This is a genomic window from Armatimonadota bacterium, from assembly GCA_013314775.1.
GTDB lineage: Bacteria > Armatimonadota > Zipacnadia > Zipacnadales > JABUFB01 > JABUFB01.
The window spans coordinates 1000567-1023738 of the sequence record JABUFB010000008.1 but is presented as its reverse complement, the minus strand read 5'-3'; the positions used below and the strand labels follow the sequence as shown (position 1 = coordinate 1023738).

16 protein-coding genes are annotated in these 23172 nt (G+C 63.8%); 8 read left to right on the top strand and 8 right to left on the bottom strand.

The annotated features are described in order from the left end of the window. Window positions 1-119: 119 nt before the first annotated feature. On the bottom strand, window positions 120-1058 hold the full coding sequence (locus HPY44_11090) for a transketolase family protein (GenBank protein NSW56552.1): 939 nt from the start codon (window positions 1056-1058) through the stop codon (window positions 120-122). A 41-nt stretch (window positions 1059-1099) separates the two neighbouring features. Then, on the bottom strand, window positions 1100-1936 hold the full coding sequence (locus tag HPY44_11085; GenBank protein NSW56551.1) for a transketolase: 837 nt from the start codon (window positions 1934-1936) through the stop codon (window positions 1100-1102). Between the two features lie 435 nt (window positions 1937-2371). Here HPY44_11085 and HPY44_11080 point away from each other — a divergent pair, with 435 nt between their 5' ends. After that, window positions 2372-3238 (top strand): phosphatase PAP2 family protein, encoded by an 867-nt coding sequence (locus tag HPY44_11080; GenBank protein ID NSW56550.1) that lies wholly within the window; start codon window positions 2372-2374, stop codon window positions 3236-3238. Between the two features lie 142 nt (window positions 3239-3380). Then, window positions 3381-4973 carry an exo-alpha-sialidase gene (locus HPY44_11075; GenBank protein NSW56549.1) on the top strand — a complete coding sequence of 531 codons (1593 nt, stop codon included), beginning with the start codon at window positions 3381-3383 and terminating at the stop codon, window positions 4971-4973. Window positions 4974-4983: 10 nt separating this feature from the next. On the opposite strand, the gene HPY44_11070 is transcribed toward HPY44_11075, so the two are convergent. The 6 genes from HPY44_11070 to HPY44_11045 form a co-directional block, all read right to left on the bottom strand. Further along, window positions 4984-5655: a hypothetical protein gene (locus HPY44_11070; GenBank protein NSW56548.1), complete on the bottom strand. Its 672-nt coding sequence runs from the start codon at window positions 5653-5655 to the stop codon at window positions 4984-4986. An 88-nt stretch (window positions 5656-5743) separates the two neighbouring features. Then, window positions 5744-7531 (bottom strand): aspartate--tRNA ligase, encoded by a 1788-nt coding sequence (aspS, locus tag HPY44_11065; protein NSW56547.1) that lies wholly within the window; start codon window positions 7529-7531, stop codon window positions 5744-5746. A gap of 44 nt (window positions 7532-7575) precedes the next feature. Beyond that, the gene (locus HPY44_11060; protein NSW56546.1) at window positions 7576-8010 is read right to left on the bottom strand and encodes a hypothetical protein; all 435 of its coding nucleotides are present in this window, start codon (window positions 8008-8010) and stop codon (window positions 7576-7578) included. 83 nt (window positions 8011-8093) lie between these two features. Further along, complete coding sequence (locus tag HPY44_11055; protein NSW56545.1) at window positions 8094-9365, bottom strand: histidine--tRNA ligase; 1272 nt, start codon at window positions 9363-9365, stop codon at window positions 8094-8096. Between the two features lie 93 nt (window positions 9366-9458). Continuing rightward, a complete protein-coding gene (locus HPY44_11050; protein ID NSW56544.1) occupies window positions 9459-10040 on the bottom strand; it encodes a hypothetical protein in 582 nt (193 codons plus the stop codon). Window positions 10041-10941: 901 nt separating this feature from the next. Then, a complete protein-coding gene (locus tag HPY44_11045) occupies window positions 10942-13068 on the bottom strand; it encodes a hypothetical protein (GenBank protein NSW56543.1) in 2127 nt (708 codons plus the stop codon). Between the two features lie 101 nt (window positions 13069-13169). Between HPY44_11045 and HPY44_11040 the strand changes: the two genes are divergently transcribed. From HPY44_11040 to HPY44_11015, 6 genes are all read left to right on the top strand, one after another. Next, window positions 13170-15704 carry an Hsp70 family protein gene (locus HPY44_11040; protein ID NSW56542.1) on the top strand — a complete coding sequence of 845 codons (2535 nt, stop codon included), beginning with the start codon at window positions 13170-13172 and terminating at the stop codon, window positions 15702-15704. A gap of 181 nt (window positions 15705-15885) precedes the next feature. Further along, window positions 15886-16593, top strand: coding sequence for a hypothetical protein (locus HPY44_11035; protein ID NSW56541.1), 708 nt, complete (start codon window positions 15886-15888; stop codon window positions 16591-16593). 6 nt (window positions 16594-16599) lie between these two features. Beyond that, a complete protein-coding gene (locus tag HPY44_11030) occupies window positions 16600-18057 on the top strand; it encodes a hypothetical protein (protein ID NSW56540.1) in 1458 nt (485 codons plus the stop codon). Window positions 18058-18061: 4 nt separating this feature from the next. Continuing rightward, window positions 18062-19381 carry a hypothetical protein gene (locus HPY44_11025; GenBank protein ID NSW56539.1) on the top strand — a complete coding sequence of 440 codons (1320 nt, stop codon included), beginning with the start codon at window positions 18062-18064 and terminating at the stop codon, window positions 19379-19381. A gap of 49 nt (window positions 19382-19430) precedes the next feature. Then, window positions 19431-19796, top strand: a complete 366-nt coding sequence (locus tag HPY44_11020; GenBank protein ID NSW56538.1) for a hypothetical protein — start codon at window positions 19431-19433, stop codon at window positions 19794-19796. A 75-nt stretch (window positions 19797-19871) separates the two neighbouring features. Then, on the top strand, window positions 19872-23111 hold the full coding sequence (locus HPY44_11015; GenBank protein ID NSW56537.1) for a hypothetical protein: 3240 nt from the start codon (window positions 19872-19874) through the stop codon (window positions 23109-23111). Window positions 23112-23172 lie beyond the last annotated feature (61 nt).

Genomic DNA, 23172 nt, shown 5'->3' with positions numbered 1-23172 from the left:
TTGCCTCACTTGCCCGCCCACCACGGTCCTGCACGGCATCCAGCAGAGGGGACCGGCTCCAACACACGCTCGCGTGGGGTGCCGGTCCCTTTGCCGGACGTGCGCTCCCTCCGTCCCTGCTAACCTTTTCGCTCCAGGACCTGTCTGATTGCCGCCTTGATGTCGCGTGGCATGAGTCCAAAGACGTCCATGAGTTCCTCGGGTTGGCCGGATTCGCCGAACCGGTCCTGGATGCCGATGAACCCCATTGGCACCGGGTATCGCTGTACCACGACTTCTGCGACCGCGCTGCCGAAGCCTGCCATAACCTGGTGCTCCTCGGCGGTGACGATGGCCCCGGTCTCGCGCGCGGCCTGCTCGATGATCTCGGCGTCGATGGGCTTGATCGTGTGGATATTGATCACTCGCACGTCCAGCCCCTCCTGGGCCAGTTCCTCGGCCGCGTCCAGGGCTATCTTGACCATGGGACCGGTGGCGATAATCGACGCGTCCGAACCGTCGCGGTACACATCGCCCTTCCCCAGTTCCAGGGGGGTGTCATCGGTCGTGATGATCGGGATCGGCTCGCGCCCGAAGCGGATGTAGACCGGCCCATGCATCTCCGCTGCCAGGTGCACGCAGCGGCGGGTCTGCAGGTAGTCGGCGGGAGAGAGCACTGTCATGTTCGGCAGCACCCGCATGAGTGCTATCTCCTCCAATGCCTGGTGGGTTGCGCCATCCGGGCCAACTGAAATCCCGCCGTGCGCGCCGCCGATTTTCACGTTCAGATTCGTGTAGCAGATCGTTGTGCGAATCTGATCCCAGGCACGGCCTGCCACGAAGACGCCGTAGGTGCTGGCAAAGGGGATCTTCCCGGTGCAGGCAAGCCCCGCGCACATGCAGAGCATATTCTGTTCGGCGATCCCCGCGTCGAAAAACCGCTCCGGAAACTGCTTCCAGAACCACTCGGTGCGCGTTGACTTGGCCAGGTCCGCGTCCATGACTACAACATTCGGGTTTGAGTGGCCAAGGTCCACCAGCGCCTCCCCGTAACCGTCCCGGGTGGGCTTCTCGTCCAGCTTGGTCCCGTATCGGTACGCAAGGTGAGAGGCGATTCTGGTCACAGGGCTGCCTCCTGTTCCCGGAGCTCCTGCAGCGCCAACGCAAGCTCCTCTGCGTTCGGGCACTTGCCGTGCCAGTCGGCAACATTCTCCATGAACGACACGCCCTTGCCTTTCACGGTATGGGCCAGAAGCACCGTGGGGCCGCCTTTATGAGCCTTCGCTGCATCAAAGGCGTCCACGCAAGCCTCCATATCGTGACCATCGAACTCCACAACATTCCAGTTGAAGGCACGGTACTTGTCTGGGAGCGGGTCGATGTTCATGACATCCTTCGTGAACCCGTCGATCTGCAGACGGTTCACGTCCACGATGCCGCAGAGATTGTCCAGGCCGAAATGGGCGGCGCTCATTACGCCCTCCCAGATCTGCCCCTCCTGTTGCTCTCCGTCGCCCATGATGCAGTAGACGCGGGCATCTGAGCCGTCCATCCTCAGACCCAGCGCGGCGCCGACGGCAACCGACAGGCCCTGTCCCAGGGAGCCGGATGAAACTTCGAGACATGGGCACTTGTCCGCCGCCGGATGGCCCTGGAGGACGCTGCCCAGTTGCCGGAGGGTGCACAGTTCGCCTTCGGGAATGTACCCGGCCTCATGGTTGATGGTGTAGATCAGCGGGGCGACGTGGCCCTTAGACCAGTACACGCGGTCCCGGTCGGGCCATTTTGGATCTTCGGGGTGGAACCTCAACTGGCGGAAGTACAGGGCGACGACAAAGTCCACTGCGGAGAGACTACCGCCGGGATGGCCGGAGCCGCCGGCATGGATCATCTCCAGCACGTGCTGGCGTACGTGGTTCGCCCTTCGTCTCAGCTCGGGAATCGTCATCTCGTCCATGGCGCTCCCCCTTTTCTGGGAATGTCGGACCGTGATCCCTCCGCCAAACAGGCAGTCAGTTGTCGGCGGGGCTTCGGGCACACGCAGTGATGCCCGCCACCATCCCACAGCGATATTCCCCTTTCGGCAGCGAAAGACCTGCCGAATTTCGGTGAAGTGAGGCCGCACTTGTCCGCGCGGCATCCTGCAACATTCGCCTCGTCTCGCACCCAACCCTTCTCGCGGTGAGACCACGAAGACCCTTCCTGGCCGATGCAACGCAAGCTTAACGCAGAGATTATCCGTCCCTAATGCCGGACGCATAGAGTACACACGGGCGCATGGGGCACAACACTCAAGCCGGGCCGGGGCGCAGCAGAATCATCCGGGGCAGATCACTGAACTACCCAGTGTAACGATGACAACACAACAACAAGAGGAGTGATGCCGGCACCCATGCACGATGCCCTCCAGGCTACCATTCAGCATCGCCTCGCGCGCCGCCTCGTAGTCTCCGCAGTTTCGGTCCTGACGGCTCCGGGCGTCCCCAGTTGCGCTTTCCTGCTTCTGTTGGCCATGCTCCTGATCCCTCTGGATGCCACGCTGGCACGTTGGTTCTCCAGTTCGGCTGACAGTATCGTTCCGGATGGGGTCTTCTTATTCCTGAGCCGATCCGGACGCGCTGCCGCTAATCTGGTTCTCCTGGGATCGATTCTGGCCTGCTCTCGCCTCCGCCGGTGGCGCGTGGCATACTTCTCCGTGATCGGCGGGGTGATCACGACGCTGGTCGTGGAGACCGTCAAGCACCTGGTGGGCAGGGCGCGTCCGGATACGGAGCAGTTCGCCCTCGTTTTTTCCCCGCTGTCCGACGCCGGAGACTGGCACTCGTTCCCCTCCGGGGATACCGCGAACGCCTTCCTCGTGGCCGCCTTCTGCGTGGCTCTCTATCCCCGCTATGCGGCTTTCTTCTGGTCCTGGGGCATTCTTGTCGCTGTGTCACGGGTCGCACTCGCACGTCACTTCCCGGCGGATGTGCTCGCCGGCGCCGGCATCGGCATTCTCGTCGGCTCCCTGCTGGTGGCGCGTCTCGAACTGCCGCTTGCCCCTCCCGGCGTCATGCCGGTCCAGCGCCACAGTGGTTGCGGCTGGTTCTCGCCGCACCGCACCCCCTGCAAACCGTTCAGATCCTCTGGGACCTCAATTTCCACCGCTCCTACTTCAACATGCCCGGCTTTCACCGCGCATCCGAATGCGCCCAGGATTACCGCATCGAAGTGGTGCTGCAAGATGGTTCGCACCATTTGTGGGCTGACGTCCCAGTAAACTACCAGCGTCTCACCCTTCACCGGGCACCGGAAGGTCTCACCTCGCCGGTGGCGGAAGTTACGATCACGGTGCTTGCCACAAACGGCGCCGATCGCGTGGAAATCGACGAAGTCCGGCTTTACTGAAAGGGGAAGGTTGCATGTTGCGCACATTGCTGCCTTGGTTCGCCGCCATTGTGGTGACTTGCGATATTGGCGCGGCGCAGACGGTGCTGGAACCTGTCTTCGCTCCCGGGAATGAGACGCAGTGGAGGTTTATTGGGGGCAACTGGACGATGGGAGATGGTACGCTGGCGCAGACCTCCACCGACGGCGGCACGAAGGCCATCCTCACCACCGGCGCATTCAGCGACCTGACGATCACATTCGAAGCCAGCGTGAAGGTCGAAGGCCCCGGAGTACGCGCAGCGGCCGTTCTGTTCCGCGCATCCGGGACCATGTCGTACTACTGGCTGCATCTGGACACGCGCAGCAACAACGCGATTCTGGTGCGCTCCACACCGGGCAATACCTGGGGCGAGATAGCGCGAGCGGCCTGCAACCTGCCCGACGGCGACTGGTTCCGCGTCAAGGTGGATTGCATCGGTGAGACCATCACCGCTTCCGTAAACGACCAGCAGGTGCTGCAAGCGACCGACCCGAATATCAAGGCCGGGTACGTTGGCCTGGGCACCAGTCAGGGAAGCGCCGAGTTCCGCAATCTGAAGATCGAAGGAGTGGCCGCCGAAATGCCGGAGACTTTGAAGGACGAGACCCCGCCGCACAAGATCATCTCACGGGGTGAAGCCGCCGGTTCATACCAGGCGTTTCCGGACGCCTGCCGTATGCTGAATGGTGACATCATCGCCGTCTTCTATGCGGGATACGGGCACGTGTCCATCCCCACCGATAACTGGCCGAAGGGTGGGCGCATCTGCACCGTGCGTTCCAGCGACGAAGGTCGCACCTGGACCGCGCCGGAGATCCTCTTCGACGACGACCGGGACAACCGCGACCCCCACATCGCCCAGCTGAGGGACGGCCGACTGGTCTGCACTTTCTTCTCGCTCATGCCCAAAGAGGGGGGAGGGTACAGGCACTGGGGCGCCGAAGCGGTCTTCTCGAGCGACGGCGGGAAGACGTGGGACACCACCCCCGTGCAATTCGCGCCTGAGCCCTGGGTCTGCTCCGCGCCGGTGCGCGAGATGCCCGACGGCACACTGCTGCTGGGCACGTATCGTGGCGAAGACGGGTACAGCTACGGTGGCGTGACACGATCAACCGACGGCGGAAAGACCTGGTCGGAGCCGGTTCCCATCGGTCGCGAGAAGAAGCTCAACCTCGACGCCGAGACCGACGTCATTCTCTGCCGCGACGGCATCCTCTGGGCGGCCCTGCGCAGCAGTTCAGTGAACATGCACTATGCCACCAGCACCGATATGGGGCTGACCTGGAGCCCGGCGTATGACATCGGTTTCAAAGGCCACGCGCCTCACCTCTACCGCCTGAGCACCGGCGCGATTGTGATGACCCAGCGCCTCCCGCAGACCTCCATGTACATCAGCCGCGATGAGTGTCGCACATGGCAGGGACCGTACCTGATTGACACGGTTGGCGGCGCGTACCCGGCGACGGTGGAACTCAAGGACGGAACGATCCTGGTGATCTACTACGAGGAGGGTGCCGGCAGCGCGGTGCGTGTGAAGCGCTTCCGGGTCAAGGCTGACGGCCTTGAGACGCTGGGGTGGGACTGAGGTCGCAGGCTCAGGTTCCAGGTGGCCGTCGTTTCCTGTAGGCCGGCTGCGGACCGGTGGCGAATGGCGTCCACCGCTGGAGAGCCCTCAGGGCCGCGACGGCAGCGAGGAGCACCATCGCCGCGGGAATGCGAAGGTCGCGATACGGCGACCGGGCGCCTTCCGCCATGATGTAGCCGGTTGCGCCCGCGACGCCCATCACCATTGCAAGCGCCATCGCCAGGTTGTGCAGGGCCTTGAGTACCTCCTGTCGTGGCGGAGGCAGCCCATTCCGTCGCGCCAGGATGATGGGTTCGAGGTGCTCCCGCGTCGCGCCGAAGACAGCTACGCCGAATCCCGCAGCCAGGAACGCAACAGACAGAAGCAGCCCGCGGCGCACAGGCAAGCCTGGACCGCGCGATGACCGGGGTTGCTCAGGGGGCTTGCCGGAGTCGATGATTGCGCGGTCGGCGGGGTTCCGACGGGGATCGAGGTCCTGGATTCGGGCGGGCCGAATGCCCGGGTCATGGGGACGCGCACAGCGGAGCCCAAAGTAGACGGTGCCAACCGTTCCGAGAACCATCACGACCAATGCGAAGTTCACCAACACGAGCAGGCTCGGCGCCGGGGGCGTCGCTTCACCCGGCCCGAGGCCCGTTCCGTCAGGGCTATCTGGCTTGTTCTGCCTGGGGCGTCTTTCCACCTGATGCCCCCATACCGGCCATCTTGTCCGGCGTCAGCATGGCGCCCCCGGCCCGGAAGTGTCCGCGCCGGGGATGCCGCTTTCAGACCTATATGCTCACGGGCAGGTCAAGCTTGATGTGCAGTTCCTTGATCTGCTTCGCGTCCGCGATCCCCGGTGCGCCGGACATGAGACACTGGGCTCGCTGGGTTTTCGGGAACGCGATGACGTCGCGAATACTGTCCTCATTGCACATGATCGCCACGATGCGGTCCAGGCCGAGGGCTATCCCGCCATGGGGCGGCGCGCCGTACTTGAAGGCCTCCAGCAGGAAACCGAACCGCTTCGCCGCTTCTTCCTCGTCGATTCCCAGCACCGCGAAAGCCTTGCCCTGAATGTCCGGGCGGTGGATTCGGATGCTTCCGCCCGCAACCTCGTTCCCGTTGAGGGACACATCATAGGCCAGGGCGCGTACCTTGCCCGGGTCGCTGTCCAGCAGTTCCCAGTCATCTGGGTGCGGCATGGTGAAGGGGTGGTGCATGGCGTCCCAACGCTTCTCATCCTCATCCCACTCGAACATGGGGAAATCGGTGATCCACGCGAACTTGTAGACGCCCTCCGGGATCAGGTTCTCCCGCCGCGCCATCTCGCGCCGGATCCAGTCCAGCGCTTCGGCAACCACCGCCGGGCTATCGGCGACCATGAGCAGCAGGTCGCCGGCTTCGGCGCCGAAGGCTCCGATGATCGCGGAGAGCTGCTCTTCGGTGAAGAACTTGGCGATGGGGGAGTCCACGCCCTCATCGGTGACCCGCATCCACGCCAGGCCCTTGGCCTTGTGGCTCTGGGCGAATTCGGTGAGCTTGTCCAGTTGCGCCCTCGGGTACCCGCCGCAGCCCTTCGCACAAATACCTTTCACCTGCCCGCCAGTGGCCAGCACGGTCCGGAAGACCTTGAAATCCGCCTCCTTCACGATCTCGCCCAGGTCCACAAACTCCATTCCGAAACGCAAGTCCGGCTTGTCGGTTCCATACTTCGCCATGGCCTCCGCGTAGCTCAAGCGCACCCAGGGGGTCTCAACTTCTACTCCGAGAGCCTCGCGGAACATGGCGGCGAAGAGGCCTTCGACCATATTCATCACGTCGTCGCGCTCCACGAAGGACATCTCGATGTCCACCTGGGTGAACTCGGGCTGGCGGTCTGCCCGCAGGTCCTCATCCCTCAGACAGCGGGCGATCTGGTAATAGCGATCCATGCCGCTGACCATGAGAAGCTGCTTGAGAATCTGCGGCGACTGGGGCAGCGCGTAGAACCGCCCGGGGTTCACGCGACTGGGTACGAGGTAATCCCGGGCACCCTCGGGGGTGGGCTGGAAAAGAAGCGGGGTCTCGATCTCCATGAAGTCGAGACCGTCCAGGTACCGACGCGCAGCCGCGGTTGCCCTGGCGCGGATCGCGAGATTGCGCTGCATTCGCTCGCCGCGCAGGTCGATGTACCGGTACTTCATGCGCACCAGTTCATCGGTCTCCGTCTGGTCGGCGATGTAGAAAGGCGGCGTGGCAGCGGCATTGAGCACCTCGGCCTTCGCCACACGCACTTCCACCATACCCGTGGGCATGCTGGCGTTCTCGGTGCCCGCCGGCCGGCGCTGGACGACGCCGGACACGGCGACCACGAACTCGCTGCGCATCTGGTGGGCCAGAGCGTGGGCCTCGGGGGCATCCTGCGGGTCGAAAACCACCTGCACGATGCCGTAGCGGTCGCGCAGGTCGACGAAGACGACGCCGCCATGATCGCGCCAGCGGTGGACCCAGCCGTTGAGGACGACTTCCTGGCCGATGTGATCTTCGCGCAGCTCGCCGCAGCGCTGTGTGCGCTTGAGGAAAGTGGGTTCGGACATTGCAGCCCTCCGTGGATGCATAGGTATGGCGAAGGCGGCCGGGTTCAATGGTCGCCAGATTTGCTTTCGATGATGTACTTCTCCATCAGCCGTGAGTAGTGCGGAATACGTGTGGCCAGGTAGATGAACCCGGCAGCCGCCAGGCCAAGATGGAGCACGAACCACTCAATACTCTCGCCAGTGAGAAAGAGCACCAGCCCGCATACAGCGATAGCGTCCGCAAATGCCGCCTGTACGATAGCGCAGGTGCGAACCGCGGCAACCGTCTCTCCCGGCAGGAGGAAGCGCTCGACTGTCGTAATCGCCACCAGCAGAAACACGCTCATCCCGAGGACGGCATATCGGAGTACGGGGGATCCCGGTTCTCCGCGGTCGACGGCGGACTCCACTATGAAGGCAAGTGCGCCGTACACCAGCAGGGATGCGAAAAAGGCGCTGGTCAAGACGTAGAGGAACGTAACCTCGCGCCGACCGGCCATCAACTGCGCGCCACACAAGGGACACGCGCCGGACTCGCCAGTTCCGTTTACATTCTGACCGCAAGCCGGACAGATCAACGGGCTCACCTGCCTTGCAGTCTGCTGACCAGTTCCTCCCGCGTCACTTCCACCTGCTCCGCCGTCTCCAGGTTACGCAGGCTCACCACGCCCCGAGCCATCTCATCCTCGCCCAGGATCACCACAGTGGCGAAATCATGACTGTTGGCGAACTTCATCTGGGCGCGCATGGAACGCTGGCGGTAATCCAGCTCCGCCTCGATTCCCGCCTTGCGCAGTTCAGCCACGAGCTTGATGCCTTCGGTCCAGGCGGCATCGCCAATGGTGATGACCAGGCACCCGTGGCGGGGTCTGGAGTGGGGGACAAGGCCCAGGGCCTCGCGCACGAGAAGCAGGCGCTCCAGGCCCATACCGATGCCCACGCCGGGAGTTGCAGGCCCGCCGCACTGCTCGACGAGACCATCGTACCTGCCGCCGCCACCGATGCTGCTCTGGGCGCCGATACCCTCGGCGACGAACTCAAAAGCGGTTTTCGTGTAGTAGTCAAGGCCCCGCACCAGCCGCGGGTCCAGCCTGAAAGTGATGCCCAGGGCGGTCAGGTGTGCCTGTACCTGCTCAAAATGCTCTCGACACTCGTCGCAGATCATGGCCGTGGTGACCGCGGTCACATCATCGTCCGAGAGAAGCTCTTGGCAGTGCGGGTTCTTGCAGTCCAGCACTCGCAGAAGGTTGGTCTCGTACCGTGTCTGGCACAGACCGCAAAGCTGCTCGAGATGGGGCCGCAGGTAGGCGCGCAAGTTGCTCTCGATGGTCGGACGACACACCGGACAGCCCACTGAATTCAGCTTCAGCGTGACATCGTGGATGCCCAGTTCGCCCATGAACGTGAGTGCAAGATCGATGATCTCGGCATCCACCGCGGGGTTCTGACTGCCGATGGCCTCCAGCCCACACTGGTGGTGCTGCCTGTAACGCCCCGCTTGGGGGCGGTCATAGCGGAAGATCGGGCCGATGTAATACAGTTTCACAAGGCGCTCGAGATCCTGACCGCGCAGGTTGTTCTCAAGGTATGCGCGGATTGTGGGCGCGGTGCCCTCGGCCCGAAGAGTGAGGCTGTGGCCACTGCGGTCCTCGAAAGTGTACATCTCCTTGGAGACGATGTCGGTTTCCTTACCCACGGCACGGATAAACAGGTCGGTGTCCTCGAAGATCGGCGTGCGGATTTCCTCATAGCGGTACAGCCCGCAGATGCGCCGGAAAGTCGCTTCGGCGAACTGCCACTCCCCCGCGCGGTCGGGCAATATGTCCTGGAGCCCCCTGGGGCGCTGGTACTTCATTCTGGGGACCTCCCCCAAACATGAAACTGCCCGCGGGTCACGCGGGCTTGGAATGCGGCGCTGCGCGGCGGACTGGTCGCCCGCGCATTGCCGCTAGTCGTTATTATTGTGGTCGGGCGCGTCGACGAACACCAGTTCGCCACGGACGGCTGCGGACAGAATCTCTTCGTACCGCGGGTGTCGCGAAAGCACGAAGACCTGGTAGGACAGGCCCAGCAGAAGCAATTGGGCGCCGTCGGTCATACGAAGCCCGGCCCAGACGGATATCACCGCAGCCGCTGCAATTGCCCCGCCGATGATGGTCAAGAGCTTCGCAGACCCGGCGACATCGCTGAAGGCAATGGAAGCGTGACCCGCCAGTTGGCTGCGCGTGGGAACGAACTCGCCGTTGCAGGTGGCGGTCCAGATCCTGTGGGCGATCCGGTCCGGGTTGGTCCATCGGCCATCCAGCCAGAATCCCGTGAGAAACAGGGCGGAACAGATGGCGAGGACCGCTTGGAAGCCGCGCTCAAGAATGTGCTCGTCCACGTTGGCAGGGCTGGCCCACACCGCGCTGGAGGTGAACATCAGGACGGTGGCGACGCAGAGCGGACCAAGGCCCCACATGAGCCATGTGCGCTGCATCTGCCTGCGTGCTTCGGACACTCGTTCGTCCAGTTGGGACTGTCTGCGCATGATAGTAGGCTGACAAGAACGCAGCCGCCCGAAAGCGGCCGCGAAGCATTTCACGCTTTGGAGAGTATAACACCGGCGAAATGCACCGTCAAACGCCCTGGGACGAGTACTGGCCTCCCCTCCATGCTGCCTCAAGATAATATCTGTCGAAACTCAAGGATCGCAACCCGAAAGGGGGCGAGAACATCGGTCCTGTGGGAAGCGTGCCAGCCGAGGCCAATCCGCGTTCAGCGCGCCCTTCGCCCGGAGCTCTTGCCCCGCAGCCCACTGAATGAGGGCCAGCCTGTACCCCCAGGCGGAAGCACCCGAATTGCCGCCCGGCGATGGCCTTGAGCGCCCGATGGGGAGACAGGCCGTTCCCCGCGCACCGGACGCGGGCCACACACGAGGCAGGCACGCACGCTGCAAAACCGATGGTCCTGGAATACGGCCCCGTCACGTGTGTCGCCCCGTTGGGGGCTCACGCGATCTGATATGCACCGAGTCCACGGGTTCCGTTCCACTTTGCTCCACTCCACCCGTGGCTATGGGCTGCCGCCCGCTTCGCGGGCTGCGAGGCAGAGGGCCCAACAGGGAGACTCCAGCACCCAAGGACCAGCGCAACTTGTTTCAAGCAAGGCGAGCGCCTGATTTCGGCAGACCCAGAGACGCTCGGGCCAGCGACCAGATCACGCGTAGATGTCTGCAAGACCGAAGCGCGCCCGGAGAGCAGGGTTCGGGAGTAGCAGGTCGCCTCATCTGCGACCAGAAGAGTCATCTTCCCCGCCACAAGTTTCAATGAGCCGGGTTCTTGCCGGGGCTGTGATTCCAGCGGTACCTGCCGAACCGTCGACCCCGGGACGCATCCCGGGCCCCCGGATGCAACAGTCGCCGCCAGTCAATCTCCTCTGTAGCCTCCAGCCTAGACTTCACCAAACTCGGTACGCGAGATGACTTCGTCCTGCATCCCTGGAGCCAGCCCGGTAAAGTAGTCCGTGTATCCTGCAATGCGCACCACCAGGTCCCGGTAGTCCTGCGGCCTTTCACGCGCTGCGAGGAGGGTCTCCCGGCTCACGCAGTTGATCTGCACTTCCTGCCCGCCTAAGCGCATGTACGCCTTGATGAGTTCGGCCAGTTTCCACCGGTCGGCATCAGTTGTGAGGGCCTTCGGGCTGAACTTGAGGTTGAGCACGAGCCCGCCGAGACAGGGGGTGTGGTCCCATTTCGTCGTGGATTTTATCGCCGCGGTCGGCCCTTTGCGTTCTCGGCCCTGAGCGGGTCCGGCGCCGTCCGCGAAAGCGACTCCCGCCTTGCGCCCATCCGGAGAAGCTCCGGTTTCCGAACCCAGACGCTCGTGCATGATCCAGCAGAAGAACCCGGGATAGAAGCGGTCATTGAGTCGCACCCGGTGCTTCAGGCATTCGCGGGTGAGAAACTCGGTGAACTCACGGGCCAGGGCATCGGCCTCTTCATGGTCGTTGCCGTACTTCGCCGGGTGGTTGAGGAAACACTGGCGGGTGTCCTCACATTCCGCAAAATCGTTGTCCAATACAGTCTTCAGGCCCGAAAGCGTGATGCTCTTTCGCTCGTAGACGAACTCTCGGATCACCATGAGCGAGTCCACAACGTTCGCCAGACCCACGAAGGAGCATTCGATCCAGTTGTGTCTCGCGCCGCCGTGGTCGATGTCCAGGCCGCGCTCCAAACAGTCATTGACAAAACACGACAACAGCGGATAACCCCCGAAACGCTCGCGAGATTCCCGGTATTCATTCTGAGCGGTAACTGCGTCCCGGATCGCGTTCGCAATCCGCTTGCGGTACGCGCTGTACAGTGCCCTGAAAGACGGTTTTTCCCCTCGCCCCACGAATGCGCTGATTGTCTCCAGCAGCAATCCTGTCAAGTTGAAGTAAGGGCTTGCCACCCAGACATTGCTGGATGCGATGGGGGAGATCTCGACACAGGTGGAGTTGATATACTCGTGGGCACGGTCTTTGCTCACGCCGGCCCGCAGGAGGCCTCGGGCGATCACGTCATCATTGAAAACGGCGGGGTTCGCGCGGCCGCCGGCCATGAGTCGGCAACCCAGGTCCAGCAGGTCGTCGGGCGTTCCCTCGTGCCAGCAGATGCCCAGCGTAGGATAGATGAGGGCGGTGTTCTCAACGGCTTGCAGGCACATGTGGGAGATCGGGTTGGTGACGTCCTGCCCGTCGGAATCCTGGCCCCCCACCATCACACCCACCGCCAGCCCGCGGGGCACGACTTCGTTGATCATGATGTAGAAGCAGTCAATCAGTTCCTGCGCCTGCTCGGGGGTGATGCGGCCCTCCGCGAGATCCCGCTGATAGTACTTGTTCAGCCACCGGTCCATGCGGCCGGGGCACAGGAGCACGATGTTGTCCGCGTACTGGATAGCGAAAGTCAGCAGGTGGACAGACTGGAGCGCCTCATGGAAGGTCGCCGCCGGCCCTGCCGGAACGCGCTCGCAGATATCGGCGATCTCCACCAGTTCTGCGCGTCGGGTCGGATCCTGTTCATTTTCGGCAAGCTTCCGGGCATGCTCCGCGTAACGGCGGGACAGGTCGCAGACGCCCTCCAAGGCCTCCCTCGCTGCCTGGAGGAACACGATCTTTCGTTGATCCTCGGGGTGCGAGGGCTTCAGTTCCCCAATTCGGGCGTCTATCTGGCTCTGGATCCCTCTGCAGCCGAGAGCCAGCAGTTTCTCATAGTCGATGGCCATGTGCCCGTTCTGGCCTACCGCTCGGGGCTGTCCGGACATGAATTGCCGGGCCTTTTCGAGCCGCATCGCCTCCTCCGCATTCGGGTCGCGTTGGGTAGCCTTGCCCACGATCAATTCGTCGGGGTCGATGACCACGTCCAGATTGCGCAGGATATGGGCGTCCTTGTGGCCCTTGCGCCGGATCCACCAGAGATCGCCCACGGTCTGCATCCACGCTTCGCCCTCGAACAGTTCGCGCTGCCAGGACCAGCGCACATTTCGGGAGAGGGCAACCTCCCGGAGACGTCGAACTCTTTGGGTGGCCGTCATACGTTCGTGCTCCATTCGCGTCTGGATCACACGTTGCTAAAGCCGAATTATACAGCATGCACGCGCCGCTTGCACACGGTTTGCGCGGCTCAGAGAGACCGATGAACTGCCCTACCTGCGGCTTTGAAACAGGGCGCGCGGTGAACTTCTGCCCCCATTGTGGCTGGCCGGCCGGTCGACTGGAGGCTGAGCTTCCCGGGCGCGAGCTTGGCGTTGCGGATGCGGGGGACTCCACCGCACCCCTTGTCCTGCGCAATGTGGGCGCGGGATACGTGGAGTACCGGGTCCGCGTGGGCCCGGACCAGCCCTGGGGACATCTCGTCACGCTTCAGCACCAACGCACGACGGAGCTTCCCGAACGCCGCCTTGCACCCGGAGCGACAGACAACAGCCTGCGGGTGGGCGTTGATCCCGAATCATTGCCTGCGGATGCGCGTTTCCTGGTGCTCGAGATCAGCTCCTCTGATCGCGGCGGCACACGCCCCGACGAGCCTCGCCCGTGGGACCCGACCCATCACCGCTGGCGGACCTGGCGCCTGGAAGTTCCGCTGCGGCGCCTTGGGAAGGCCGAGATCATCGTGGGCGCTGAGCTGGTGGTCTTCACCGCGCGCACTCGCGAGATTCGGGTGCCTGTGCGCAATCTCGGTGGAACCGGCGCGACGGTGTCGCTGGGCCCGATACCGGAGGGGATCCGTGCGGGGTGGGAAGAGCCCCCGACAAGCCCGGCTGATGATGTGCTGGAGATCACCTTCGAGGACGCAGCCCCGGTTCCGCTGGGGTCCGAGACCAGCACCATCGTCCCTGCGGGATCCGTGCGGCTCCTGATTCTGCGTGCCCGGGACGATTTCCAAGGGGTGGCGCGCCTGAATATTGATTGTGGGCGCGCCCCGAAAACCCTCCTCTTGTATGCCGAGTTTCGCCGGGATGAGCCCGACATCGTGCAGCGCTGGACCCTGGGTTTGGACTTCGGAACCGCGAAGTCTGCGGTCTACTATACCGACAACTGGGTGGACCCGCGAGACCGCGAACCTCGCCCGGTCCTGTGGCCGATGGCTCCCGGCTCAGCGGAACGCACCGCAACCACGACGCGCTCGGCCATCTTATACCGCGCAGATTCTCCCGTCCCCCTTTGTGGGCACAATGTTGTGGTTGCCGCAGGAGCTGAAGGCCCGGGGCAGATGGTGGTTGAATCGATGAAAACCCGCCTGAGAGGCGCCGCGGCCGAGCAGACCGTGAGCCTTCCTGGTGGCCGCGAGTTGTCGCCTGTACAGATGGTCGCAGAGTTCATGCGCTACCTCATGGACGAAGTTCGCGCCGCCGGGCCCTTCCGTGGGCAGGTGGACATGGATGCTCGGCTTGTCCTCACGCTTCCGGTCATGGAAGACGCGGCTGCTTACGCCAGCCAACGGGATCATACCCTCCGGGCAGCCGAGATGGCGGGTCTGGCAGTCGAGGACATACTCACCCCCAGCGAACCCGAGTGCGCGGCGCTGGACCTCATGCATAGCCTGCGCCGAGGCGACTACACCTTCGACGGCCGAACCTATCATCTGCAGGACGGGGAGCTGATACTCGTCTTCGACTGCGGAGCGGGGACTACAGACGTCGCGGTCTTGCAGGTGGCGGTTTCGGACGGCACATTCCGGGCCGTCCAGCGCTGTGCAGCCGGTTACCGTTTCGGTGGAGACACCGTGGACGACTTGCTCCTGTCGTGGCTCCTGGATCAGCGCGCGGACCAGGTGCGTTTCGGATGGGATGGTGCCCGGGCGCTGATGAAACTGCCGGGGATGGATCGGCCCCTGTCCATCCACGCGGCGCGCGAGGAGTGTCGGCGGCTCAAGGAGAGCCTTTTCCTGCCCGGCGCACCATCGGCGGTTCGCGAGTTCCACACCGACCTGGGCTCCTTCCAGATCAGCCCCGCTCACGTGGAGCGCCTGGTGGTCCCGTTCCTGGAAAGCATCTGCAGCGCCGGGATCATGCCCGACCCGGCGCTCTTCTTCCCGAATCTCAATGCGGCTCTGGATGACCGACTGCGGCAGGCATTGTGGCGCGAAATGACCCTTACAGCCCGGGCGCGCATTCGCTCGCTGGCCCAGATGCTCTCCGATGCCGGGCTGCGCAGGGGAGACATCACGTTCCTGTTCATCACCGGCGGCACCGGGCAGATACCCGTCATTGCGCCACGCTTGTACGATGCCCTGGGAAAGTCCCAGCGCGTCGTGGTCGCGACGCCGGCAGACTGCACGGTGAATGTTGCACGAGGGGCATCCCTGTACTACGACTACCGCGTGGACGGCATTCTCGCCTGCGACTTGGACCTGGTGGTGGCCGATCCGGAATCGGGGGACGAATTCGTCCGCCAGCGCCTGTGCCCACGGGGCGCTCTGCCGGGGATCAGTACCGAACGCGCCCTGCGCATTGGGGCACGTGAGGATCTGCGGGTGGAGTTGCGGGCCAATTACGCGCCGGATGGCCCTGAAGGCGCGATTTCGATCCATCATGTGCGCAATCCTGCGCCTGAGCCGCGCCAGCTTGTGATCAGCGCGGAGTATGGCAGCGACCAGTGTTTTTGGTGGCGTGCCGCGTTTCTGGAGGGGGAGACGGCAATCCCGCGCGAGGCGGCGCTGAGGTTGTGAGGCATTGGGCGGTGGTGAAAGGGTGCCTCTATCCAGTGCGCTGCGTCTTCCGAATTCTGCCGCCCCTTTGGGGCTCAGCTAGATCGACCGAATCCACGGGTTGTGTTCCGCTTCGCTCCACTCCACCCGTGGCTAGATGTTGCCGCCCGACTCGCGGGCTGTGATGCAGGGGGAGCCGCCCATGAACGACCAAGACACATCCGCCGCGGGCGACATGAATGATCTCACCCGGCGGCTGGGACAGTTTGACGTGGATGGCCTGCGCAAGCGTCTGGATGACCTTGACCGCGCCCCTGACGCTGCAAGTGATGCGCCGTTTCGTACTGCACTCGCGGAGGCGCGCCTTCTGCTTGCGGACGCTCGGTCGCAGGGCGCCGCGGCTGAATCCCTGGCCTTCCGCGAAGCCGGCCTTGATGATCTCGAGACTCAGGTAATGCGCAAGCTCTCCGGTCCTCGCGACACCCCGACCCTTGCCCAGGGCCTGCGCAGGCTGGCTGCTGTTCTTTCGCCCTCGAATGAAGGTCCCGCTACGGACGAGGCTCTCGCCCGGCTCGATGCGGCGATAATGCGGGCCCGCGCCGCTGCAGCCGAACAGCTGGCCGGCGATCTCGGCCTCAGCATCATGCTCGTGCGTCCGGGGGATCGGATCGATCCGGTGCGCCACGAGGTCGTCGAAACGCGTGTGGCACAAGATCCCGCCCTGGACAATACGGTCTGTTCGGTGGAAGATGCGGGTTGGCTCCTGGGTGACGACGTGCTGGTGCGGGCCGAGGTCATCCGCTATGCCGCGGAAGGGGGCGTGTTGCCTACGCTGCCGGATCTGGATGACATCCCCAGTGACAGGCTGGATGGCGGCGTTCTCGGACGCAAGAGATCCGGGCAGGAGTAGTACGCGATGCTGGAGATCGAGCTCTACGACATGGAGCGTTGCCACAACCCGCACTGCCGGGCGACCATCGAGCCGCCCTCGGCGACCCACCGCTACTGCCCGCACTGCGGCTGCGCCCAGGTGTTCGAGTGCCAGGCGTGCCCGTCGCGCCCCGGTGCGCTCCTCAGGGTCGCGGATGAATGCGCCTGTCCTCGTTGTGGCGCGCTGTACGTCCAGTGTGCGCGGTGCCGCCACCCGGTTCTCGTGACCGCGGACCAGCCACTGAACTGCCCTGAAGGCTGTGCGGGACCGGTGCGGCATATCCGCGACGGCTCCCGAGGGCCGCTGGCTAATATGCACCGGACCGGTCGGGTGCATCTCGCGGGGGAGGGTTCGGAACCCCGCGAGCCTCTTGTCTGGCGGCTTGGTGAGCCAGTCGGTCGGCCTGTCTGCGCCTTCGGGCGAGTGTACTTCCCCACTGCGCGGGGTGCGGTTCGCTGCGTCAGCGAGGACACCGGTAGGGATCTTGACCTGTGGACCCAGCACCCGTTGCTGACTCCCGGGACACATGAGTACGCGGACATCCAGGTTTCCGAGCGGTACCTTTACGCGGTGGTTGGTGATCGGCTCGCGGCTTGCTTCATCGGCGACGGCGACCCGTGCTTCGAAGTGCCCCTGGAAGGCCGCGATCACAAGGCCGGCATCGTCGATGACCGTCTGCTCATCTGCTCAACCGGGCCTTCCGGGGAGCTTCTCCTGCGCCTGTACGACACGTGCGCTCTCTGCCGGGGTGAGCGGGGATTGCTTCGGGCTACGGATGTGCCGGCGCATCCGGGAAGACGCGAGCAGCCCGTTGGCTGGCCCGCTGCAACCGACGACGCATTCCTGCTGCGTGATGGGTCCGGCAACCTGCTGCGACTGTCCATGTCGGGGATGGAGGAACCTGGCACATTCTGGTCGAATGATGTGTATGACTATGTGTCTGTACCTGCAGTGACCGGCCAATACGCCGTCCTGCTTTCATTCAGCCAGGACCGGGGAACGGCGCTGGTACGGGTGTCACTCAGGGACGGAACTGTTGCACTCGGCCGTATGCCGGGCACTCGCCCGTCACTGATCGGCCCGCGGGTGGGGCGTCGCCTGGCCTTTTTCTACGATGATGTGCGCGATTTCTACCAGTTCGACCTGGGGCGGCCGGCGAGTCCGCCGGTCTCCGTGTTTCACGGGATAGACGCCACGGGCGATATGGCGATGGACACGCTTCTGTTGCTGGAGCGCGACAATGACCCCGGCGTGTGGCTGGCATCGCTCCTGGGGGCCCCGGGCGATCTTGCACCGCGTATGGTGCATTCTGCCACGCGTGCCCGGCCGACACTGGCGGCGCCCGGTTCAGGACGCGCCTTCCTTGCCGCATCGGACCGGCTATTGCTGCTGGGGGACATGACCACAGGTGAGGTCTTTGCTTACACGGTCCCGAAGACGTGAACGTATGAGCAGGCGGCTTGTCACGTTGTCGGCGCTGGTCAGCATGGCTCTTGCGTTCGTCAGTTCCCTTCCCGGCTGCGTCCTGCTGGCCGGGAAGTCTACGCCTGCCCCGCCTCCACCGCCTCCGAAACCCGGGCCTGCGCCGAAGCCGGTAATCGAGCGCACTGATGCCTTTGCTACCTTTGACCGTATCCGCGACGACCTGCTCTCCGCCGCTCCGCATCTGAGTTCGGTCAATGGGGCCTTTGCGCTGGGAATCGACGTCTCGGGCAGCGCTCACGCCAAAGGTGTTCTTGAAGACACGATCAAGGTCCTCACCGACATGTGCGGCTTCTTCTTCTGCCCAGGGGACAGGATCGTTGTCATCCCGTGGGACAGCCGCATTCGCGAGAACAACGTGAGCACCTTCGACTACGACGATCCGGATGAAGCCCGCGAAAACCTCACCCACGCTCTGGAAGGCCTGGAGAGTCTCGTGGACCCCGAAAGCCGGGGCAGCAATGTCCTGGATGCCCGGGGCTACTGCATGGAGCGCGCTCTGAAGCTCTGGAAGGACACTGGCGGGAAGCTGTGCCCGGTAGTCCTGATCTTTTCGGACACGTACACCCCCGACATGGCCTTCGGCAAGCAGAAGTACACTCGGGAGCGCCTCGAAGCCCTGCGCAAGGATTTTGCCGGCGATGACGGGGAGTTTGCGGCCGGGAAGTACGGTACCAGTGAGGGCAGACAGATCATCCTGCACCGCATCATCGGCCCTGACGCAGACTACGCCCGGGCCGACGGGGTGGATCGCAAGCGCGTGGAAGCCCAGACGACCGTCACCGCGCCCGCCACTACCTACATACCGCCGCCGCCACCTGACTACTCGGGCTGGCGGATCGTGTTTATGATCGTGGCCATCCTGTCTTTGGTTGCCCTGCTCGGCCTGCCTCTGGCGTGGCGGCACCGGCTGCTCCTGGGTGACACCCGCGAGACCATCCGCGCCTTCGGGGGACGCATCCTTGTACAGTCCGGCCGGGGAATCAGCCCGCGCGGGGTGGTCTTCCTTCCCGTGCCCGGCCTGGACGACCGGCCGCTGGCGGCTTTTGAAGGCAAAGGGCCGCAGATAGTGGTGACTGCCCGGCGGGGGGTTCGCCTCAATGACGGCCGCACCGAACTCAGCGTGCCGCTGGGCAAGCCGGTCACATTGCGTATCGCCATCGACGGCGTGCCCGGCGAGCAGTCTCTGGACATTCACGCGGCGGACTTCTTCGCCACCAATACTGGGCCGATCATCGGCATGATCACGGCCCTGATCGTGCTCATCGGCTGTATCGTCGGCTGAATCTGCAGACCAGCCTGACCGCACCGCCCAGCGCGGGGAGGGACGCGCCTTGGAAAACATCCTCTATCTGTTCGCGATGATCCGACAGCCCCGTGACCTGGGCTTGCTGGTGGCCGTGGGAGTGGGCTGCTGGCTCCTGACCCTGTTCATCTACTGGGTGTTCTACGGCCTGTGCGCACTTGCTGCGGGACTGTCGATCCGGCTGGGATACACCTACGGCATCATCCTGTTCGCCATCGGTGTGCTGTTTGTGTTCCCGGACCTCCAGGAGTACTTCGTCTGGTGGCGCTACAGCCCGGGCCCAACCTCCGGCGTCATCGGCGACTTCATCCTGCTCATGGCCGTGGTCCTCATCAAGTTGATCCTGATCTGGGCTATCTGGCCCCGGCCCAGGAAAATGGATACTGCGTGGTAGTCTGAACGGCGTGCTTCAGCCGAACTGCCGGACGCGTCAACTGTACCTGTCTTCGTTTCTGGGGGTATGCAGCGCATGCCTACGACCTTCAATCCGGTCTTCGTCATCGCCCTCGGCGGCACGGGGACATCTGTCGCGCGGATGCTCCGCGAGCGCCTGGAATGGCGCTACGGCAATGTCAGCCGCCTGCCGTTCGTCCAGTTCCTCTTCGTTGATACGGACAATAACAACCCGGATGCAGCGGGGCCTGACGGGATTCTCATCAACCCGCATCCCGATCAGGTTGCGCGGATGATGACCAATCCCGAGGAGTTCGAGCATATCGGCCTGAAGAGCTGGGTGGACATGGACGCACTCAAACGGGCCGACAAGGGCGGGTTCCAGCAAGGCGCCCAGGGCGTGCGCATGTTCGGCCGTCTCGCTTTCCTGGCATCTCAGAGTTTCCAGCAGATGTGGAACCAGGTGGCGAACAAGGCTTCAAGGGTCAGCACCGTAACCGATGCCCAAATCAAGACCCAGCTTGGTATCGACCCCGACAATGAGGTGCAGGTGGGCCCGGCGAGGGTCTATGTCATCTCCTCGAGTTGCGGCGGGACCGGTGCGGGCGTATTCATTGACATGGGTTACATCGTTCACGAGATACTCCGGAATGAAGGCGTTCAGGCTGAACGCATCGGGATTCTCGCGATTGCTCGGCAGGATGCCACCAGCGAGCGGCAGTTCACCCGCAACACCGCGGCGCTTCTGTCAGAGCTGGACTTCTACAACCGCAGCGGGGTGGTGTACGAGGCCAAGTTCCCACAACAGGTCCCAGTGCGTACGCGCGCGGCCTGCTACGATTACTGCTACCTCGTCTCGCCGTCTGGGCCGCGGGGTGAAATCGGCTTCTCTGACTTCCTGCGGCGTATCTCCGAATACGTCTACGTGGATGTCATCGCCCAGACCCAGGAGGCCCAGTCGCGCCGAGTCGATTTCGGCCCCGACATGGCGGAGTACGACCTGGATGGCTACCCTCTGCGCTTTCTGACTTTTGGGGTCTCCTCCATCGAGTTCCCTGCCGACGTCTGCCACCAGGCCTGCTACCACCGTACAGTGTCGGAGTTCATCGAGAGCTGGTTGCATGTAGCCGCCGACCGGGTCCACTCCGACGGTGCTCAGCCTCAGGACCCCAGCGACAGGGATGTTCACGACCTGCTGAGCCTCGTGGGAGTGGGAGCGACCCGCGCCGCCGACGACGGCCTGCTGCTTCAGCTCACCGAAGTGCCGGAAGACCTGCGGGATGTGGCCGGTGGAATCCGCCCCCAGGACTGGATGAACGAGCAGATCCGGCGCACCTTCGCCGACGAGTTCTCCGATGAATCCTTCCAAGACCTCGAGCAGAAGCTGGATGGCGCACTCCGGCCTGATGGGTACTTCACGAAGTGCGTCGAGTACAACACAAGACGTCTGCGCAACACGCGCTGGCTGGAGCAGGCCGTGGTGGACTGGCTTATGCCCCGGGTCTTCCGCCTTGATCAGGGTCCGCGATACGCGCTGGGCCTGGTGCGAGCCTTGCGCCAGGCGCTCACGGCCGAACTGAAACGTATCGACGCGGAACTTGCGGCCACCAAGGTTCCCGGCTACACGCTTGACGATGCCCGCCAGGCCATCAAGGCTGTGCGAGGGGACTGGCTCCTGAGAATCCCGCCGATCTACGGCTTTCGCTGGCTCAACGAACACGCGGCGCGGCGCGAGATGCTCAAGCCCCGGGTGATGGTCTGCGAGACATACAACCGGGCGGCCGAGGCCATACTCCTGGCGGCCAAGAAGGATCTGTACAACGACTTGGCGCGCCCGGTGCTTGCCGCCCTGGATGCTCGTCTGACCCACCTGCTGGAGTACCTTGGCAAGTGGCACGACGAGGCCACCGGGGCCTATGCGGCGATCATGGCCCGACCGTTGGATCGCCGGACAAGCATGCTGTTCAGCGAGCAGGTCGTAGACCTGAAGATGGATCGCGTGATGAAGGACCCGGACGACGGCACCCGGGACAAGTTCCTGCGCGGGTTGCTGGAACCCACGCGTGTCCAGGAGATCGACGCTGCTTTTCGTGCGCCCCTGGACAATGACGACAGCCGGCCTTTCACTTCCACCTGCCCCACCGACGCCGCCCGCGGCGGGCTGGTTCAGATGCGTTATGTGAACGCCATCTGCGAGCACATCCGCGACCGCTACCGACGCCGCGCGCCCGCGGGTACTCCACCCATCATCTACGACGAGCGGGTGATCGAGCGTTTCCAGGAGGCTGCGGTCAAGTCGGCCGGGCTCTCCGCCGAGATCAACCAGGTTGTGGACGAGGGCATGGAGCTTGCCGAACTCAACCTGCAGCACCCCAAGTATTCGGACATCGACCCGATCAATCCGCGTGATGGGTGGTGGGCCTTCTTCAGCGGCGCCCAGGATCCCGATGCCTGGCCGGAATTCAAGGCGGCGCTGACCGATGCGGTCAATGCTGCCGCGGGACGTACAGGTTTCACCTCTCCGGGGACCGACAAGTGGCTGCAGGAAGTGCAAGATCCCTACATGGTCATTCTCTTGCGTGAGCGGGCGGCTTATCCAACTCGGATCATCCGCGGGTATGACATTGCCGAGCGCGAAGAGAAGATCCAGGGCGTTCGTGCGGTGGCAGGCCGGGTACAGGAGATGACCGCTTTTGCCCGTACCGGGGTGCGCCCGCGTCCGCCGGGCGAGAGAGACATCCGCGAAGCCGAGCAGTTCTTTGTTGGTGCGATTCTGCTGGGGCTGCTCAGTTACTCCCAGGAGCGCCAGGAGTTCAGCATGGAGCTTGCTCAGGCGCCCGGGATGCCTCGCCGCCTGCTTACCTTGCCCACCGACTTCGGGGTGAGCGTCGGCGAACTGGCCTACCGCAATGAGACCCGCACGGTGTTGGCGCAGATGATCCAGGACCGCATCAACGAGATGGGTAAGCCTGAGGCCCTGCGCATCACCACGGCGGTCAAGGGGCGCATCGAGATCACCGACACTGGCGAGGCGCGCACCCACGAAATGGCACGGCTCGGCCTGCGTGATCTGGACGACGCCCGAGCGGCCAATGTTATCCGCGGCTTTGAAGACCATTTTGACCTGATCAGTGAAGAGCAGTCGAAGATTGATCGACACCCGTACGCGGACCACGTGCTCGATCCGCCGATGGGACGGCGCCCGGGATATTACTGCCGGAACCGCAACTGCGGGATCTTCCTGGGCCCGGAGGTCCAGTCGATCCCGCCGTCCTGTCCGAACTGCAACATGTCTTTTGTGCCGTATACGGACTGAGGGCGCTGCATGGGGGCACAGGCACCCGCTTGGCAGACGGCGGCGAGCCGCGATGCCAGTC